This window comes from Myxococcus guangdongensis, from assembly GCF_024198255.1.
Classification (GTDB): Bacteria; Myxococcota; Myxococcia; order Myxococcales; family Myxococcaceae; genus Myxococcus; species Myxococcus guangdongensis.
Genome location: NZ_JAJVKW010000005.1, coordinates 571,344 through 590,996, shown reverse-complemented (window position 1 = coordinate 590,996; position 19,653 = coordinate 571,344). Strand labels below are relative to the sequence as shown.

At 71.0% G+C, this 19,653-nt stretch carries 12 protein-coding genes; 3 read left to right on the top strand and 9 right to left on the bottom strand.

Annotation, left to right across the window (positions count from 1 at the left end; translation table 11 throughout):
• Positions 1-12 precede the first annotated feature (12 nt).
• Positions 13-1,947 (bottom strand): hypothetical protein, encoded by a 1,935-nt coding sequence (locus tag LXT21_RS18990; RefSeq protein WP_254039545.1) that lies wholly within the window; start codon positions 1,945-1,947, stop codon positions 13-15.
• Between the two features lie 228 nt (positions 1,948-2,175).
• Here LXT21_RS18990 and LXT21_RS18985 point away from each other — a divergent pair, with 228 nt between their 5' ends.
• Together LXT21_RS18985 and LXT21_RS18980 are read left to right on the top strand one after the other, a co-directional pair.
• Positions 2,176-3,621, top strand: coding sequence for an OmpA family protein (locus LXT21_RS18985; protein ID WP_254039544.1), 1,446 nt, complete (start codon positions 2,176-2,178; stop codon positions 3,619-3,621).
• Positions 3,618-12,110, top strand: coding sequence for an Ig-like domain-containing protein (locus tag LXT21_RS18980; RefSeq protein WP_254039543.1), 8,493 nt, complete (start codon positions 3,618-3,620; stop codon positions 12,108-12,110). The genes LXT21_RS18985 and LXT21_RS18980 overlap by 4 nt, the downstream gene beginning before the upstream one ends.
• A gap of 54 nt (positions 12,111-12,164) precedes the next feature.
• On the opposite strand, the gene LXT21_RS18975 is transcribed toward LXT21_RS18980, so the two are convergent.
• The 8 genes from LXT21_RS18975 to LXT21_RS18940 form a co-directional block, all read right to left on the bottom strand.
• Positions 12,165-12,800 carry a T9SS type A sorting domain-containing protein gene (locus LXT21_RS18975; protein ID WP_254039542.1) on the bottom strand — a complete coding sequence of 212 codons (636 nt, stop codon included), beginning with the start codon at positions 12,798-12,800 and terminating at the stop codon, positions 12,165-12,167.
• 158 nt (positions 12,801-12,958) lie between these two features.
• On the bottom strand, positions 12,959-13,381 hold the full coding sequence (locus tag LXT21_RS18970; protein ID WP_254039541.1) for a hypothetical protein: 423 nt from the start codon (positions 13,379-13,381) through the stop codon (positions 12,959-12,961).
• A 32-nt stretch (positions 13,382-13,413) separates the two neighbouring features.
• On the bottom strand, positions 13,414-14,091 hold the full coding sequence (locus LXT21_RS18965) for an STAS domain-containing protein (RefSeq protein ID WP_254039540.1): 678 nt from the start codon (positions 14,089-14,091) through the stop codon (positions 13,414-13,416).
• A gap of 24 nt (positions 14,092-14,115) precedes the next feature.
• The gene (locus LXT21_RS18960) at positions 14,116-14,604 is read right to left on the bottom strand and encodes an STAS domain-containing protein (protein WP_254039539.1); all 489 of its coding nucleotides are present in this window, start codon (positions 14,602-14,604) and stop codon (positions 14,116-14,118) included.
• Positions 14,601-15,176 (bottom strand): SpoIIE family protein phosphatase, encoded by a 576-nt coding sequence (locus LXT21_RS18955; RefSeq protein ID WP_254039538.1) that lies wholly within the window; start codon positions 15,174-15,176, stop codon positions 14,601-14,603. The genes LXT21_RS18960 and LXT21_RS18955 overlap by 4 nt, the downstream gene beginning before the upstream one ends.
• Complete coding sequence (locus LXT21_RS18950) at positions 15,167-15,856, bottom strand: ATP-binding protein (protein WP_254039669.1); 690 nt, start codon at positions 15,854-15,856, stop codon at positions 15,167-15,169. Before LXT21_RS18950 ends, LXT21_RS18955 begins: the two co-directional genes overlap by 10 nt.
• Positions 15,853-16,311 carry an ATP-binding protein gene (locus LXT21_RS18945; RefSeq protein ID WP_254039537.1) on the bottom strand — a complete coding sequence of 153 codons (459 nt, stop codon included), beginning with the start codon at positions 16,309-16,311 and terminating at the stop codon, positions 15,853-15,855. The genes LXT21_RS18950 and LXT21_RS18945 overlap by 4 nt, the downstream gene beginning before the upstream one ends.
• Positions 16,312-16,583: 272 nt before the next feature.
• The gene (locus LXT21_RS18940; protein ID WP_254039536.1) at positions 16,584-17,420 is read right to left on the bottom strand and encodes a class II glutamine amidotransferase; all 837 of its coding nucleotides are present in this window, start codon (positions 17,418-17,420) and stop codon (positions 16,584-16,586) included.
• 200 nt (positions 17,421-17,620) lie between these two features.
• Between LXT21_RS18940 and dnaK the strand changes: the two genes are divergently transcribed.
• Positions 17,621-19,225, top strand: coding sequence for a molecular chaperone DnaK (gene dnaK / locus LXT21_RS18935; protein ID WP_254039535.1), 1,605 nt, complete (start codon positions 17,621-17,623; stop codon positions 19,223-19,225).
• The last annotated feature ends 428 nt before the right edge of the window (positions 19,226-19,653 follow it).

The window sequence follows — 19,653 nt, the reverse complement described above, 5'->3', positions numbered from 1 at the left end:
GCGCGCGTGTCGTCACTTGAGCTGCTCCAGCGCCGCGCGGGCCTCGGAGGCCGCGCTGGTGAGCGAGGACGTGCTGCCCTCGAGTCCGGAGAGCGCGCCCTGGAGCTCGGCCTTCGCCTCGGAGACCTTCGCGGAGACCTCGGCCTGCGCGGCCTCGAGCGCGGCCTGCGTGTCGGACGACGCCCCGTCCAGCTTCGCCTGCGTGCTGCCCGAGGCCACCCGGTACGCGGCGGTCGTCTCCCCCACCGCCCCTCCAACCCCCGCCGAGAGGTCCGCGCGCGCGGTCTCCACCTGCGGCGAGACATCGAACGTGGGCGTGACGGACGCGGCGCCGGGCAGCTCCTTCGTCCGGAACATCATCGTGCCCTCGGCCATGCGCACCGTCTCGGTGTCCGGTCCCGAGGTGCGCTCCAGGTGCCACACCGGCTTCATGTCCTGGAAGTCGTGGACGATGGACGTCTGGCTGGTGTCGTTCTTCCCCAGGAGGATGCCGTCCCCCTGCCCGTCCTGCGGCAGCCGCGCCGCGTCCGCCCAGTCCAGGTGACGGTGGAGCTCCGCCCGGTCGAAGTGCAGCGCCACCAGCACGCGCGCGTTCTTGTACGGCGGGAAGTAGAAGTGGCCCGGGAAGAAGCCCGGCTCCGCCGGCACGCTCACATCCTTGTTCCACAGCGGCACCTTCACGCGCCACGTGAGCACCGACGTCTTCTTGTCCTCGGACAGCAGGTAGTTGCGGTCCTTCTCCCCGCCTCCGGGGCTGAGCACCTTGCCCTCGACGTGGATGGGATAGCGAGGCGCGTGGTGCGCGGGCAGCGACACCGTCGTGTCCGACGCGCGCTCCGCCAACAGCGACATCTCCACGTCGAACCCCGTGTCCTTCAACTGCATCCCCGCGTGAGGCCCCTCGTCGAGCGTCCGCGCCGACAAGGAGAGCTCCACCACGCGGAGGTCCTCCCCGCTCCCCACCACCGACGAACCCCACAGCGGCCCCTCCAACCGGAGCCCGGCCCAGGGGCTCACCGGCACGGTGGGGAAGTGGTTGAACGTCATCCGATACCTGCGCTGAGGAACGCGCAGCCGGTGGACCTCCAGCGCCTGGCGCTGCTCCACCTGGGACACGATGGGCGAGCGCACCAGGTGGTCCTGGTGGATGCCCGACACGCCCGCGCCCTTGCTCGCGGGGACATCCAGCGTGGAGGACTTGAGCGTGGAGGCGTTGAGCACCCGCGCCGCGTTGCGAGGGATGGCCGGGATGACCACGTCCAGCCGCTCCACCTTCGCGCGCGACAGCGGCTTCGCGCCGCTCACCGCGGGCTTGCGTCCCCACAGCCCATACTGGTCCTTCACGCAGTCATAGGCCCACACGCCGCCCCGCGTGTCCGCGAGCCACGCGACGAAGTCGTACAGGCCCACACCCGGCGCGTCCTCGCCCAGCGCCAGGCAGACCAGGGGGCGCTTCTCGTCGAGCACGTCCCAGTCGAAGTCGAAGGTGAACGCCCCCGCGGTGTGCTCGGTCAGCAGCGTCTTCAGCGCGAAGTCCGTGCGCAGCTCCGTGGGGCGGTGCTGGCGCCAGAGCACGCGCGCGGCGTCCTCGAACGCCACGGTGTAGCGCCGGAAGCGCACCGGCGCCCCCCCCACCGGGCCATGTGTCCGGGCCTCCAGTGAGCGCGCCCGGGCCAGGCCATGGAGGATGAGCGGCTTGGGTGGGGGCTGGGGGACGGGGTAGCCGCCGGAGATGGACAGCTTCACGTCCAGGAGGTCCGGGGTGGCGAAGGCCGTGAAGAGCGGCCCATCGTCCTTCTCCAGGCCGGTCCAGAAGCTCACCTCCGCGGTGAACCCATGGGGCGAAAGCTCCACGGAGAAGGCCTCCACCTGCCCCCCCGGGATGACGAAGGACTGCCCGCCCAGGGTGAGGGTGAGGGACAGCGCGAGTCGTTCCTGGAAGGCCATGCGCCGGCGAGCACTTGCCCTTTCCGTGCCAGCGCTTCCCCTGGGGAGAACCTCGCCTGGCCGCCGCTCCTGCGGTCCTCACGGACGCAGCCGCGTTCCACCGGTACGCATCCAGGACCCTCCCCCGGGGTGCTCGCGACACGCCCCTCCCGCACCCCTCCTTGGTACGTGCCTTGCTCTCAGGCCGAGCCGGCGTGTGTCCGCGGGCTGTCTCCCGCATGAGCACCAATGTCGGTCATGCGCCATGGGACGCGGATGAGTGGGTGGTGCCTCACGTGGCAACGGATAGGGACGCTGGCGCTGCTGCTGCTGGCGCCGGGCGCGCTCGCACAGGAGGCGGCGGCCCTGCCCGCCTTCTTGATGGAGCGACTGGAGATCAACCCAGGTCCCGGCCCTCTCGCGACGGGTGGCGGCACCGTGCTGCGCGCAGCCGAGCTCCGGGTCATCATCCTGGGTCACTACCAGCACGAGCCACTCACACTCAACGCGAAGGGCGAGACGATGCCCATCCTGACGAGCCGCACGACGGGCGTGCTCGCGGTGGCGCTCGGCTTGAGCTCACGGCTGCAGCTCGACGCGCGAATCCCGGTGCTGACCCAGCGAGAGGGAGACGACCTGGCCTCGCAGGGGTTGCTCGGGCCCACTCGGCATGGCGTGGGCTCACCGCGCGTGGGAGCGCGGGTGGGGCTGTTGCGCACGGAGGAGGATGACGCCGTGGACCTCGCCTCGGAGGTGAGCGTCTACCTGCCGTTCGGGACCCAGGGCGCGTTCGCGCGCGGAGATGACACGAGCATCCTGGCGCGCGTCATGGTCGGCGGCATGCTGGGCTCCATCCTGGCGCCGTCGTTCGAGCTGGGCGTGCTGTTGCGGCGCGGGGTGACCATCCAGGTCCCCACGCTGGAGGAGCGCGAGCTGGGAAGCGAGCTGCGCCTGGGCGCGGGCCTGATGACCACGGGGGCGCCGCTGCGCGCGGAGGTGGCGCTCAACGCGGCGCTCTCCTGGAAGCAGGCACGGGGCGCGGTGGAGGTGCTGGGCGGTGCGCGCTATGCGCCGCGCGAGGGCGTGGAGCTGTTCGCGCTCGGCGGCCTGGGCTTCGGCTCGGAGCCGGGCATCCCGATGTTCCGCCTGGTCGCCGGCGTGGCGTTCAACTCGCTGTTGGGCGAGGACACCCGGCCCGACAGTGACACGAGCATCGTGCACGAATCGGTGCCGCTGCCCACGCCCGCGCCGAACCGGCGCGTGTCGGACATGCAGGGCTCGATGATTCCCAACCCCGGCGAGGCCTCGCCCATCGCGAACGTGTCGCGGGACAGGTTCGTGCTCGACGGCCGGGTGTACTTCCGCGTCGGGAGCGCGGAGCTGCCCGAGTCCTCGCCGGACCTGGAGCGCGCCGTGGAGCTGATGCTCACCAACCCGTCCGTGAAGCTGATGACGGTGGACGGGCACACGGACGACTCCGCCACGGAGACCTTCAACCCACGGCTCGGTCGCGCTCGCGCGGAGGCCGTGTGGCGCTACCTGGTGGAGCGTGGTGTCGCTCCCCAGAAGCTGCGATTGCGGAGCTACGGCCCGGAGCATCCCGTACAGAGCAACGGAACCGCCGAGGGGCGCGAGAAGAACCGCCGGGTCGAGCTCCTCCTCATGCTGCCGACGAACCAGGAAGCCACGCCATGAAATCACTGAGATGGTTGCACCTTCTGACCTGCGTCGTGGCGTTGGGAGCGCACTCCGCTTTCGCCGAGGCGGATGTCTTCGGACTGGGCGAGGCGCGTGACGAGTCCCTCACGGTCCCCGCCGACTCCAGCCAGGTCGTCAACCACTACGCGGCGGTGACGGGCCCGGTGCGCAAGGGCGACCGTCAGCTGCGCGTGGAGACGCTCGAGGGCTTCGCCGCGGGCGACCTGGTGATGGTGCTGCAGAGCGCGGCCGCGGGGCCCGTCGCCGCCCTGTCGCTCTCCACCTTCACGTTCGGCCCGCGCGAGGAGAGCCCGCTGGGCCTGTGGGAGCTGGCGCGGGTGTCGCGCGCGAAGGACGGCGTGCTGCTGCTCACGCGTCCGGTGCTCAATGACTTCGCCTTCCCGGGCACGCAGGTCATCCGCGTGCCGGAGTTCCAGTCCGTCACCATCCACCCCACGGGCGAAGTGCGGGCCCGCGACTGGAACGGTTCGTCGGGCGGCGTGGTGGCCTTCCTCGTGTCGGGCACGCTGCACAACAACGGCGTCATCACCGCGAGCGGCGCGGGCCCGCAGAGCGGCTCGACGAGCGGCGGCGGCGTGGTCTTCTTCCGCGCGAACAAGCTCACCGGCGCGGGTCGCATCGAGGCCGACGCGCGGGCCTGGCCGTGGGAGCTGGAGGGATTCAACCAGGGCGGCGCGGGCGGGAGCATCTCCGCGCGCATGGTGGAGAGCGCGGACTGCGAGGCGCTGCTGGCGAGGAGCGCGGGCAGCGTGCTGCTCCAGGCCGCGAGCCTGAGGGGCTGCCCGGTGTTCGTGGAGTCGGAGGCTCCGGGAGCCAGGTCCTTGGCGGCGCGCGCTGGGGAGGCAGGTGGCGCGACGCTGATGGAGCATGGGCTCATCATCCCGGTGCGTCCGGTCATCACCGCGCCGGGGGATGGCGCCAACGTGAAGGCCGAGTCCCCGCTCGTCACGGGCACCGGTGACCCAGGTGCCGTCGTCCACGTGAAGCTGGGCAACACCGACCACCCCACCACTCCCGAGCGTGAGCTGCCCGCGACGATGGTGAACGAGTCCGGCGCGTTCTCGGTCGAGGTGCCCGGCCGCCTGGAAGATGGTCTGTACGCGGTCACCGCGCACACGGAGCTCGAGGGCCTCGCGAGCCCCACCAGCGACCCGGTCTACTTCTCCGTGGAGGCGCTGCTCGCCCCCGCGGCTCCCGTCATCCAGGTACCGCTGGCGAACGCGGTGGTGGGCACGGCCGGCACGGGCTTCTCCGGCACCGCCGAGACGGGCAGCACCGTGAAGGTCACCGTCGACGACCTCGAGTGGGAGGCCACGACGGGCGCGGATGGCCGGTGGTCGGTTCCTCCGAAGACGGACATCGAGGATGGAACGCACATCGCGTCCGTCACCGCCACCAACGAGGATGACGAGACGAGCCCACCCGCGACCGTCAGCTTCCGGGTCGACACGGCTCCGCCGAGCGCGCCCATCATCACGACGCCTGCCGCGAACGCTCAGGTGGGCGCGGTGGGCACCGGCTTCTCTGGCACCGCCGAGCCGAGCAGCACCGTGAAGGTCACCGTCGGCGCCCTCTCGTGGACCGCCACCGCCGCCGCTTCGGGTGGCGCCTGGTCGGTTCCCGTGACGACAGACATCCCCGCGGGCAGCAGCACCGCCTCCGTCACCGCCACCGATGCCGCCGGCAACGTCAGTGCCCCGACGACCGTCACCTTCACCGTCGACAAGACCGCACCCACCTCCCCCATCATCACGACGCCTGTCGCGAACGCCTCTGTGGGCACGAGCGGTACGGGCTTCTCCGGCACCGCAGAGCCCAGCAGCACCGTGAGGGTCACCGTCGGTGCCCTCTCGTGGACCGCCACCGCCGCCTCCTCGGGTGGCGACTGGTCGGTTGCCGTGACGACAGACATCCCCGAAGGCAGCCGCACCGCCTCCGTCACCGCCACCGATGTCGCGGGCAACGTCAGTGCCCCGGCGACCGTCACCTTCACCGTCGACAAGACCGCACCCACCGCCCCCATCATCACGACGCCTGCCGCGAACGCGCGGGTGGGCGCGGTGGGCACGGGCTTCTCCGGCACCGCCGAGCCGAGCAGCACCGTGAAGGTCACCGTCGGCGCCCTCTCGTGGACCGCCACCGCCGCCGCTTCGGGTGGCGCCTGGTCGGTTCCCGTGACGACAGACATCCCCGCGGGCAGCAGCACCGCCTCCGTCACCGCCACCGATGCCGCCGGCAACGTCAGTGCCCCGACGACCGTCACCTTCACCGTCGACAAGACCGCACCCACCTCCCCCATCATCACGACGCCTGCCGCGAACGCCTCTGTGGGCACGAGCGGTACGGGCTTCTCCGGCACCGCAGAGCCCAGCAGCACCGTGAGGGTCACCGTCGGTGCCCTCTCGTGGACCACCACCGCCGCCGCCTCCTCGGATGGCGCCTGGTCGGTCCCCGTGACGACAGACATCCCCGCGGGCAGCCGCACCGCCTCCGTCACTGCCACTGATGCCGCCGGCAACGTCAGTGCCCCGACGACCGTCACCTTCACCGTCGACAAGACCGCACCCACCGCCCCCATCATCACGACGCCTGTCGCGAACGCCTCTGTGGGCACGAGCGGTACGGGCTTCTCCGGCACCGCAGAGCCCAGCAGCACGGTGAAGGTCACCGTCGGCGCCCTCTCGTGGACCACCACCGCCGCCTCCTCGGGTGGCGCCTGGTCGGTTGCCGTGACAACAGACATCCCCGAAGGCAGCCGCACCGCCTCCGTTACCGCCACCGATGCCGCGGGCAACGTCAGTGCCCCGGCGACCGTCTCCTTCACCGTCGACAAGACCGTCCCCACTGCCCCCATCGTCACGACGCCTGCCGCGAACGCGCGGGTGGGCGCGGTGGGCACCGGCTTCTCCGGCACCGCCGAGCCCAGCAGCACGGTGAGGGTCACCGTCGGCGCCCTCTCGTGGACCGCCACCGCCGCCTCCTCCTCGGATGGCGCATGGTCGGTTCCCGTGACGACAGACATCCCCGAGGGCAGCCGCACCGCCTCCGTCACCGCCACCGATGCCGCGGGCAACGTCAGTGCTCCGACGACCGTCTCCTTCACCGTCGACGCAACCGTTCCCACTGCCCCCATCATCACGACGCCTGTCGCGAACGCCTCTGTGGGCACGAGCGGTACGGGCTTCTCCGGCACCGCCGAGCCCAGCAGCACGGTGAAGGTCACCGTCGGCGCCCTCTCGTGGACCGCCACCGCCGCCGCTTCGGGTGGCGCCTGGTCGGTTGCCGTGACGACAGCCATCCCCGAGGGCAGCCGCACCGCCTCCGTCACCGCCACCGATGCCGCCGGCAACGTCAGTGCCCCGGCGACCGTCACCTTCACCGTCGACAAGACCGCCCCCACCGCCCCCATCGTCACGACCCCGACGGCAGGCTCCACCGTGGGCATGAATGGCACGGGCTTCTCCGGCACCGCCGAGCCCAGCAGCACGGTGAAGGTCACCGTCGGCGCCCTCTCATGGACCGCCACCGCCGCCGCGGGTGGCGCCTGGTCGGTTCCCGTGACGACAGACATCCCCGCGGGCAGTCGCGTCGCGTCCGTCACCGCCACCGACGCCGCGGGCAACATCAGCACCGCGACCACGGTGAACTTCACCGTCAACAAGACGCCCGCCAGCGCGCCCGTCATCCAGGCTCCGGGCGCGAGTGCCATCGTGGGTCCCACCGGGCTGATCATCTCGGGAATGGCCACGGCCACCAATCAGGTGACGGTACGCCTCGACGACAACCTGGTCGACACCGTCACCGTGGCGGGCAATGGCCGCTGGAGCGTCCCCGCCAACAGCACGCTCATCGAGGGCCCCCACACCGTCACGGCCCGCGCCACGGACGGGATTGGCAACACCAGCTCCATCGCGACGGTGTCCTTCACCGTCGACGCGACCGCGCCCAACGCGCCCGTCGTCACGGCGCCCGTCGCGGACGCACGGGCGGGCAAGAACGGCATCGGCTTCGCTGGCACCGCCGAGGCAGGCAGCACCGTGAAGGTCACCGTCGGCGCCCTTTCGTGGACCGTCACGGCAGGCGCCAACGGCCTCTGGTCCATCGCCGCGCAGACGACCATCCCGGATGGCAATCACACAGCCTCCATCACGGCCACGGACCCCGCTGGCAACATCAGCCCGGCGGCCACCGTCAACTTCACCATCGACACCACGCCTCCCCCCAAGCCCGTGGTCACGACGCCCACGGAAGGCGCCGTAGTCGGCAACCTCGGCACGGGCTTCTCTGGCACGGCCGCCGTTGGCAGCACGGTGACCGTCACCGTCGGCAGTCTCTCGTGGACGGCCGTGGCCTCCGGCCCGTCTGGCGAGTGGTCCGTTCCCACCAAGACGAACATCCCCGAAGGGACCCGGACGGCATCCATCACCGCCGAGGACACCCTCCACAACGTCAGCGACCCGACGACGGTCACCTTCACCGTCAACAAGACGCCCGCCGTCGCGCCCGGCATCACCGCGCCCGCCAATGGCTCCGTGGTGGGCCCGGCCGGCACCGCGTTCAGGGGAACCGGCACCATGAGCAACGAGGTGACGGTCGAACTCGACGACGCGCCGCTCGGCACCGTCACGGTGGCGGCCAACGGACAATGGTCCGTTCCCTTCAGCGGGACCCTCTCGGAGGGACCGCACAAGGTCACCGCCGTGGCCACCAACGAGCTGGGCAACATCAGCTCCACCACCACGTCGAACTTCACGGTCGACCTGACGCCTCCGCCCGCGCCAGTCATCGAAGTGCCCACCGAGGGGGCCCGCGTGGGCACGAGCGGCACGGGCTTCTCCGGCACCGCGGTCGCGGGCACCCTCGTGAGGGTCACCGTCGGCGGCAGCTCGTGGACGGCCACCGCGGCCGCCAACGGCCGCTGGTCCATCGCCGCGCAGACGACCATCCCCGATGGCAACCGCACCGCCTCCGTCACCGCCACGGACCCCGCGGGCAACACCAGCACGGCCACGACGGTGAGCTTCATCGTCGACACGGTGCCTCCGGCGGCGCCGACCGTCGCCACGCCCATCTCCGGCGCCCGCGTGGGCCCCGCGGGCACGGGCTTCTCCGGCACCGCCGAGGTGGGCACGCTGGTGACGGTCAACGTCAGCGCGCTCGGCTGGACGGCCACGACGGGCGCGGATGGCCGCTGGAGCGTCGCGACGACGACGGCCATCCCGGATGGCGCTCAGACGGCCTCCGTCACCGCCACCGATGAGACCGGCAACGTCAGCGGCGCCACGGAGGTCCTCTTCAGCGTCGACACCCAGAAGCCGGCGCGCCCCGTGGTCGAAGTCCCCGTCGAGGGGGCCCACGTGGGCCCCGCGGGCACGGGCTTCTCCGGCACCGCCGAGGCGAACAGCACGGTGCGGGTCGTCGTGGGCGCGCTCGAGTGGACGACCACGGCCGGCGGCAACACCCGCTGGACCATCCCGACGAAGACGGACATCCCCGAGGGCCCGCGCACCGCCTCCGTCACCGCCACCGACGCCACCGGCAACGTCAGCGACGCGCGGGAGGTCCACTTCACCATCGACAAGACGGCTCCCGCCGAGCCGGTCATCGTGACGCCCGTCGCGGGCGCCCGCGTGGGCCCCGCCGGCACGGGCTTCTCCGGCACCGCCGAGGCGGGCAGCACGGTGAGGGTCACCGTCAGCGGCGTCACCTGGAGCGCCACGACGGACATCGACGGGGATTGGGCCCTCGCGCCGGTGACGACCATCGCGGACGGCAACCGCACCGCGTCCGTCACCGCCACCGACGCCGCGGGCAACGTCAGCCCCGCCGTGACGCGCTCCTTCACCGTCGACACCACGCCGCCCTCCATCCCCCTCATCGAGACGCCCATCGGCGGCGCCCAGGTTGGCGTCGCCGGCACGGGCTTCTCCGGCACCGCCGAGGCGGGCAGCACGGTGAAGGTCGTCGTGGGCGCGCTCAACTGGAGCACCACGGCGGGCGCCGACACCCGGTGGACCGTTCCCGTCCAGACGAGCATCCCGGATGGCAACCGCACCGCGTCCGTCACCGCCACCGATGCCACGGGCAACGTCAGCAACGCGGCCGAGGTCTCGTTCCTCGTGGACACGACGAAGCCGGACGTGCCTGTCATCACGACGCCCGCGCTGAATGCGCGGGTGGGCGTCACCGGCACCGCCTTCACCGGCACGGCCGAACCGTCGAGCCGGGTGGACGTCGTCGTGGGCACGCTGTCGTGGACGGCCACCACGGCCGCCAACGGTCAGTGGTCCGTCCCGACGAAGACGAACATCCCGGATGGCGACCACACCGCGGTGGTCACCGCCACCGACGCGCTCAACAACAAGAGCGACCCGGCGACGCGCCCCTTCAGCGTCGACACCACGCCGCCAGCCAAGCCCATCATCACCACCCCCAGGGCCGACACCGTCGTGGGGACCGCGGGCACGGCCATCGCGGGAGAGGCGGAGGCTGGAAGCACGGTGGTCGTCACCATCAACGGCACCGCGGCCGCCCCCGTCCAGGCCGGCGCCAGCCGCATCTGGACCCTGCCCACGCAGATCTTCACCACCAGCGGCATCTACACCCTGAGCGTCACCGCCACCGACGCCACGGGGAACCGGAGCGAGGCCACCGTCGACACCTTCCTGGTGGACGTCACCGCGCCGACCGCGCCGGTCATCCTGGTGCCGAACTCCGGCATCCTGGTGGGCAGCGCGGGCGTGGACTTCTCGGGGACGGCCGAGGCGGGAAGCACCGTGGAGCTCTTCATCGAGGGCAACGTCCGCGTCAACGCCCGGGTGGTCGCGGCCTCCAATGGGACGTGGGTCATGACCAAGGTCACCACCCTCCCCGGCGGCGAGCACACGGTGACGGCCAAGGCGACGGACGCCGCGGGCAACACCGGCCCCGCCTCCAATGGCATCGACCTGGAGGTCGACATCACGCCCCCCAGCCGCCCCAGCATCACCTATCCCGTGGATGGCACGGCCATCACCGCCGCGCGCCCCACCATCACCGGCACCGGTGACGTGGGCACCACCATCATCCTCTCCATCGATGGAGACGAGCGCGGCAGCACCCTGACCACGACGGTGGGAGAGAACGGGACCTGGTCCTTCACCTCGCCCACGCTGACCCAGGGACTCCACGACCTCCAGGCGAAGGCGCGGGACACGGCGGCGAACCTGAGCGAGGCGTCCATCCCGGTCCGCTTCACGGTGGACTCCACCTTCAACCCGCCGCTGGTCGTCGCGTCGCCCAAGGAGGGGGATGTGCTCACCCTGCCCAGGCCGCGCTTCATGGGGACCTCGGAGCCGAACAGCACCGTCTCCATCACCCTGGATGGCAAGCCGCTCGCGACCGTCACCGCGGACGCGTTGAACAACTGGAGCTACGAGCCCGTGGAGCCCCTGGCGAACGGCCCCCACGAGTTCTCCGTGGAGGCGAGGGACGCCGCGGGCAACACGTCGCGCATGACCCTGCGCAGGTTCTCCCTGGACCTGGAGGACCCCACGCCCCCCGTGCTGCTGTCGCCGGCGCCGGGCGCGCTGCTGCGCTCCCGCAGGCCCTCGATTCGCGGCACCGCCCAGCCCCAGTGCCGGCTCACCGTCCATCTGAACGACCAGCCCCAGACGCCGACCATCACCGTCAATGGCGCGGGCGAGTGGACGTTCACGCCCGCCGCCGACCTGGCCGAGGGCGCGTACTCGCTCACCGCGGACTGCCTGGACGCGTTCGACCGACGCGGAGAGAAGGCCGAGGCGCGCACGTTCACGGTGGACGCCACCGCGCCAGGAGCGCCGCTCATCATCACGCCGACGGAGGGGAGCATCCTGGGCCGGGACTTCGACACCATCACCGGCACGGCCGAGGCGCGCACCACGCTCACCGCGGAGCTCAACGGCCTGGTGGTGGGCACCGCCATGGCCAATGATCGCGGCGAATGGACGCTCGTCGTGGACAAGGCCACGGTGCACGGAGACCAGGCCCTGCGCGTCTTCTCGGTGGACGCCGCGGGCAACACGGGCACCCGCTCCGACCCGCGCCTGTTCCGGCTGGACTTCATCCCGCCGGTGACGACGTTGACCGGAGGCCCCACGGGCACCAGCACGCTCGCCAACGTCACCTTCATCCTGGACACGTCGGAGGAGGTCGCGAGCTTCCAGTGCTCGTTCGATGGGAGGGACCCGGAGCCGTGCGCGAAGGAGCACACCCTGCGAAACCTCGCGGAGGGCGACCACACGCTGGACGTCTGGGCGACGGACTTCGCGGGCAACGTGGAGGTGGCGCCCGCCCACCGCGCGTGGCACACCATCCGCCCCAGCCTGGTGGAGGGCGGCGGCGTGGGCTGCGCGTCGACGGGCGGCAGTCCCCTGGATGTGTTCGGGTGGCTGTTGTGTGTCGCGGCGCCGGGCCTGGTGGCGATGTTCCGCCGCCGGCGCTGAAGGACACGCGTCAGGCGAAGCGCTCGCCCCCGCACACGGGGCGAGCGCCTCACGTCACTGGATGACGAACGAGCCCACGTAGTCGTTCGTGTACGCCAGCGGGCCCTGGCCGCCGTTGAAGTACCAGCCGTCGTTCAGGTAGATGCCGATGAACCAGTACGACGCGTAGACCAGGTAGGTGCCGGCCGTCAGGCCGTAGGTGTTGGTGACCTCCTGCTGGTGCGCGATGACGCAGTTGTCGTGCGAGTGGTGCGTCTGGTGCGTCTTCACCAGGTTGCCCAGCGTGTCGTAGATGGAGATGTTCACCTTGGTGCTCGGCGCGACGACACCGCTGAAGGTGAGCGAGCCGCCGGAGCTCAGCGGGCTGGTGTAGCTCATCGACACGTAGCTCGACTGCCGGCACCAGTCCCGGGGGCGCCCGTAGGCCAGCGGGTACATGGGGGTGTTGGCGTTGATGTAGACGGGCGGCGTGGTGTTCTGCGCCGTGCTGATGGTGACGGGCGTGGAGCCGCCGCCACAGCCGCCGCAGCCTCCCCCACCCGGCTCCTCCTCGTTGGGGTCCGGGAAGGGCGGGAGCTCCTGCACGCTCGTGTCGAGCGAACCGGACGCGTCCTCCGGCGAGGGCTCGCCGCAGGCGGTGAGCAGGGAGGCGAGGCACAGCGAGGCAAGGGCCGTACGCAACAGCTTCATGGGGTTCATCTCCGGGCTGACGCTGGCGCGCCTGTCGCGCCAGGACGCGGGACAGGCTCGGCGCCTTCGCGCCGCTCCCCCCTCGTTCGCCAGGAGGTCGGCACCCGGGGATTTTCTTTGCATCGAGGGGTGACGATTTCTCCGCCCCCCTGCCCCGCTCAGGAGGCGCGAGGGACCGCCTGGGTCTGGGCGCGGAGGTCCGCCACCCAGGCGCGGGCCTGGTCCTCCGTGTCCACCATGCCGAACGGCGCGCTCCGCGTCCGCCCGAGCAACGTCGAGGCGCGGCCCATCATGTTCGCCATGGTCCGCAGCGAGAAGCTGGCGCCGAAGATGACCGAGCCCGCGAAGGGCATCACCTCCGGCGTCTCGCTGAGGATGCGGCGCGCCTCCGAGGTGATGCTCGAGGTCCGCCGCGAGTCATTGATGAGATAGAGCGTGGGGTGCGTCTCTCGCAGCTCTCGCGCCACGGCGGCCAGGTCGTGGATGAGCTTGACGTCGAACGGGCCCACGTTGACGAGCCGCACGATGTCCGGGGACTCGAGCCACACCTTGCTGTCACCGAACGTCCACATGCGAACCATGTCGTGTCTCCTCGTGGGGCCGCGCGGGCGATTCAGCGGTGGGGGCCCGCGGACGCTCCGGGGCCATTCAGGTGCAGGAAGCAGTCGCGCAGGCCTTCCTTGAGGCTGCCGAGCGTCCTCACCTCCCGCAGGTCCACGCCAATCTGGACCAGCGTCTGCGCAATCACCGGGCTGATGCCCGTCACCACGCAGTAGGCGCCGAGCAGCCGCGCCGAGCCCACCATCTTGATGAAGTGGTTGGCCGTCATCGTGTCCACCACCTCCACGCCGGTGATGTCGATGATGACACAGCGGGCCTTGCCCTGGACCACGCGGCGCAGGAGCCGCTCGGTCATCTCCATGGCGCGCTGGGTGTCCACCACGCCGACGATGGGCAGCGTGAGGACGTCGTCCCACAGCTCGATGATGGGCGTGGACAGGTCCCGGATGGCGTCGCGCTGACGGTCGATGGTGGCCAGCTTCTCCTCCAGCTCCCGGTGGCTCGTCGCCAGGCGCGTGAGCGCCTCCTCGTGCTCGCGGCGGGTGGAGGCCAGCTCGCGCACGAAGATGTTGAGCGTCTCCTCGAGCGCCGCCAGTTCGTCCTGGTCGCGGATGTCGATGGTGGTGCGCTCCGAGGAGAACTCTCCCACGGAGATGAGCGACAGCACGTCGATGATGCGGCCGACACGCTCGGGGGCGATGGACAACGGGGCGGACGGGGTGTGGCTCATGGCGCCTCCTGCTTCGGACGACAATCAGACGACGTTGCGCGAGGGCCCCGCGGGGGCGAGGCCGAGCATCTCGTCGGCGAGCCGCTGCGCCTCCTCGCGCTCGGACTCCTCCGTGCGCGCGCCCACCGCCCGGACGCCGAGCAGCAACAGCCCCTCCTCCAGCCCCAGCGCCGTCTCCACGCCGTCCAGCTGGATGCCCATGCTCTGGAGCGTCAGCGCCACGTCCGCGCCCATGCCGCACAGCACGGTGCGCGTGCCCATCAGCCAGGCCGAGCCCGCGAGCCGCGCCAGCACCGCGCACAGGTGGCTGTCGACGATCCATAAGCCGGAGATGTCCACCACCATCCCCTTGGCGCCGGTGCGCTGGATGTCACGCAGCACGTCCGAGCAGAGCTGCGCGGCCTGCGCGTCGGTGATGTCGCCCTGCAGGGGGACGATGAGCTGCCCCCACAGCTGGATGATGGGGATGCGTGACAAGTCGCGCGAGGACGGAGGGAATTCAGGGTGGCTCATGAAGGCTCCACGTCCGCCACCAGCACGGTGGCGTCATCGGTGGCGCGGCCGAAGCGCTCGAGGAGCGTCGCGCAGGCCGCGTCGGGGGTCTGGTCCCGGACCTGTTCCAGGTCCAGGCGGAAGCTCAGGCCGTCTGAGAAGAGGACCAGGCGGTCCTTGGGCAACAGCGGCGTGGACACGGTGCGCAGCGTCCGGAACGACTGGCCGAGGATGCCCGGCGTGGGGAGCACCGGCACCCGCGTGCCCAGCGTGCGCAGCTCCACGTTGCCCACGCCGCCAGCGTGCAGGACGCGCCCGTCGAACAGGGTCAGCATCACCGCGGAGCCCCGGCCGTGCTTGAGCGCCACGTGCAGCGCGGCCACCAGCTCCTCCACCGAGGACGTCAGCGGCATCCGCGTCAGGCACTGCGTGGCGGCCGCCGTCGCCTGGGCCGCGGCGGGCCCGTGGCCCAGCGAATCCACCACCGCGAGCAGCGTGACGCCCGACTCGGAGCGCACCACCACGCCGTCGCCGTTCTCCACTTCGCCCGGCTTGGGCCGCGTCAGGTGGGCGACGGCGAGCCTCACAGCCACACCTCGAACTCCACCTGGGTGCCGGCCGGGCCCGTCTTCACCTCGAACTTGTCCGCCAGCCGCTTGACGCCCAGGATGCCCAGGCCCATGCCCGTCTTGCTCCGGTAGGTGCCGGACAGCACGCGCTCCAGCTCGGGGATGCCCTTGCCCTGGTCCTCGGCGCGCACGCGCAGCAGCTTGCGCGGCGTCTGCACCGGGATGAGCTGGATGGTGCCGCCGCCGGCATAGGACACCTGGTTGCGCGCCAGCTCGCTGACGGCCGTCGCGACCTTCTGGCACTCGTAGCCGCGGCCGCCCAGGGCCTCGCACAGGGCGCGCGCCGCGAGCCGCGCCTGGCTGGCGTCCGCCTCCGTGCGCACCTGATACGTCGTGGGCCGCGCCTCCATGGGCGCGCTGGATGTCGCCAAGGGCTCGCGCGGGCCCAGGCCGCTGGGCACGGTGGGCGTCGCCAGCAGGCCCTTGAGCCGCGCGGACAGGTCCGGCCGTCGCGACGGGTCCACGAAGTGCCGCGTGGCCGGCTCCAGCGCCTCGATGACCCGGGGCAGCTCCGATGTGCCCAGCGTGTCCGCGTTCAACCGCAGCGGCTCCAGGGTCCCCCTCAGCACGAGCCTCGCGGCGGTCTCCGACATGAAGTGCTGGAGGACACCGAGCAGCTGCGAACTGGTCCCACCACGACTCACCACGGCTTGCTTGCCTCCAGCTTCATGCGCTTGCGAGCGAACACTTCCAGGCCACCCCCCTCGCGGTTGGACACGCGGACCTCGTCCGTCAGCCGCCGCACCGCCGCGCCGCCCTCGCCCAGGCTCTCCCCGGGCAGCGGCCCGGGCCGGCCCTCGCGGCCCAGGAAGAGGCGCTCCGGCTCCGTCATGCCCGGGCCCCTGTCCCGCGCGCGGATGCACAGCCAGGTGTCCTCGCGCCACAGCTCCACGGTGCCGCCCACCGGCGTGTGGCGCACCAGGTTGGTGGCCAGCTCGCTCACCACCACCGCCACCTCCGCGCTGGACGCCGCCGACAACCCCGACTCCCGCGCGAAGCGCCGGCTCAGCGAGGCGGCCACCACCGCGTCCACGGGGTGTCGGACGGACACCGACAGGTGCGGGTCCAGCGTGGCGGAGGCAGGCAGAGGCGACGGCAAAGGGCTCGTTCCCGGAGTAAATCCCTTGGGATTACGCGGGTATGAGGCAATGAATCCCGAAGCCTTGTAAAGAGGTTCACAATCCACCCATGGATTTGGCTTCCGTTCTCCGGAAGAGGTGTCTAGAATCCAGGGTTTTTGCTTTTTCGATTCCGCGCTTCACCGGCTTCGGCCAGGAAGCGCTGGGAATCCCCCACTCGGGCTCCTCGGCACGGGGCGCGGAGGACCCACGCGCCCCGAGGGAGCCTGCGAGCGGGAAGGCGACTCCGGGCTCAGCTGCCCTGGAGCAGTTGGACCTGGAGGTCCAGGCCCACGGCGAGCGTGGTGCCGCGAGGCAGCTCCACCCAGCTGCCGGGGCGTTGGAGGTGGCTGGCCACGACGACGGTGCGACGGCGACGGTGCGCGCCGACGGCGGGCTGACTCTCCGGGGTGCTCGCCGTCACGCCACAGGGCTCACACTCCGCTCCGCCCTCGAGGCGCGAGTAGTAGAGCGGCTCCTCGCCGCAGCGGCTCGCCACGAGCAGCAGCCCGTTGGTGGCCACCAGGTTGAGCGTGGAGGCGCGGGGGATGCCCAGCTCCAGGGAGCGCTTGACGACCTCGCGCGCGGTGTCCGCCAGCAGGCGCGCGGCGACGAGGGGCTCCAGGCGGGGATCATCAGTGCGGCCGACGTCGCGGAGCTGACGCAGGAAGAGCGCGAAGAGGACCTCGCTGTCGGTGCCGCCGCGCACCTGACGTTGGAGGTGTTCGGGGAGCGAGGCCATCAACGGCCCGCGCAGCTGGTCGAACCCGCTGATGGCGCCCTGATGGGCGAACAGCCACCGGCGCGAGCGGAACGGTTGGGTGTTCTCCTCAAGCGATGCCCCGAGGGGCAGCCGGCCCGCGTGGAACAGGAGCGCTTCGGACTCGGTGGGTGGAGCGAGCGACTGCAGCGAGGGCACCTCGTCCACGTCGGCGAGCCGCCGGAGGAGGACCTCGTCCTGGGCATACGCGCCCACCCCCATCGCGTTCGCACGAGGCTCCGTCTGGACGAGCACCTGCCCGGCGAGCCGGGAGAGCTCACACCTCAGCAGGTTCGGGTCGGACGTGAGGGCGGCGAGGACGACGGACATGAGGGAGAACTCCTTTGCTCCATAGATAATGACGTCCCCTCCCCCCCTCAAGCCAGCGGGCCCGTCCCCTTAACAGCCCGCTAAGTGCCTGAAATGGCTGGGGTTTACTTTGAACGAACATTGACACGTGAAAAGGAGGCTCCTAACCTCCGGGCGCTTCACCGACGGCCTCGGGCTTCGAGACCTTCACCGGAGATGGAATGTCGGACGACATCGCAATCGGCATCGACCTCGGCACGTCGTATTCGTGCGTGTCGGTGGTCCAGGACGGGCAGCCCATCGTCATCCCCAACGAGTGGGGTGAGACGACGCATGCCTCCTGCGTGTCCTTCCTCGAGGACGGCTCGGTGCTGGTGGGCAATGCCGCCAAGAAGAACATCATCACCAGCCCCGAGACGACGGTGTACTCGGCGAAGCGGCTCATCGGCCGGTACTACTTCTCCGATGAGGTGAAGAAGGCCCAGGCGGTGATGCCCTACCGGATTGTCGAGGGCGAGAACAACTCGGTGCGCATCGGCGTGCGCGAGCGCGCGTACTCGCTGCCGGAGATCTCCGCGCTGGTGCTCAAGGAGATGAAGGCCGTCGCGGAGACGTACCTGGGCCGCGAGGTGACGAAGGCCGTCGTCACCGTCCCCGCGTACTTCAACGACAACCAGCGTCAGGCGACCAAGGACGCGGGCCGCATCGCGGGGCTGGAGGTGCTGCGCATCCTCAACGAGCCCACCGCGGCGGCGCTCGCGTACGGGTTCGGACGGGACGTCAACCAGCGCGTCGTCGTCTACGACCTGGGCGGCGGCACGTTCGACGTGTCCATCCTGGAGATCGGCAAGGACGTCTTCGAGGTGCTGGCGACGGCGGGCGACACGTACCTGGGCGGCGACGACTTCGACGACCGCATCATGACGTACCTGGCGGACGACTTCCTGAACAAGACGCGGCTGGACTTGCGACAGAACAAGTTCTGCCTGCAGATGCTCAAGGAGGCTGCGGAGAAGGCGAAGATCGACGTGGGGCAGACGGGCTCGGCGGACATCCTCTGCCAGGGCATCTGCCAGGACGCGCAGGGCAACGTGATGGACCTGCGCAACACGCTCAACCAGGACCAGTTCAACAAGATGGTGATGGACCTGGTGCAGCGCACGTTCAAGGTCTGCGACGAGGCGCTGCAGAGCGCGCGGCTGACGGCGGCGGACATCGACGCGGTCATCCTGGTGGGTGGGCCCACGCGGCTGCCCATCATCCGCAACTCGGTGAAGCACTACTTCCAGAGGGCGCCGCTGGAGGGAGTCAATCCCGACCAGGTCGTGGCGATGGGCGCCGCGCTGCAGTCGCACGCGCTGCTCGACAGCAAGACGGAGACGTTCCTGGTGGACGTCACGCCGCTGACGCTGCGTATCGGCACGGTGGGTGGGTACACCGAGAAGATCATCGACAAGAACACGCCGGTGCCCATCGACCGCTCGAAGGCGTTCACCACCAGCCGTGACGGGCAGGAGAAGGTGAAGATCCGCGTGTACCAGGGCGAGTCCAACCGGGCCGACGAGTGCGAGATGCTCGGCGAGTTCGAGTTCGCGGGCTTCCGCATCGGGTATCGCGGCGAGGTGAAGATCGAGGTCACCTTCGAGATCAACACCGACGGCCTGGTGAACGTGTCCGCGTGCGACACGGAGACGGGTCAGAAGACGTCGACGACGATCACGCTGTCCTCGGGCATGTCCGAGGCGGACATCCAGAAGTCCATCCAGACGAACCGCAGCACCCGGCTGGCTGGGCACAACTCCGACCTGCCCGCCGTGGCCCAGTAGACGAGCGCGATGTCCGAGCCTACCGATCCCAGCTCCGGCAAGCCGCCGGGAAGCCCGCCCGGGACACCGGCGGCTGCCTCGCGACCGGCCATTCCGCGGATGACGGCGGCCTCGCCGGTACCGCCCACGCCCGCCCCCGTGGCGAAGCCTCCGGAGGCGGCGCCTCCTCGCGCCCCGGTGCCCCCGGCCGCGAAGCCTCCGGGTGTCGCGGCGCCCGCCGTGCCCCAGTCCCAGCGGCCCACGGTGTCCATCCCCGCCGTCACCGCGCCGGTGCCACAGCAGACGAGTGCCACGGGGCTCCCCACCGTGGGCGCGCCCGCGTCCACGACGCCCACGGGTGCCCGGCCCACCGTGGCCGCGATGCCGGCCGTCGGAGCGCAGCCCGCGCGCCCGGCCACGCCCCCTGCCCCGGGCGTTCCCCCCACTGC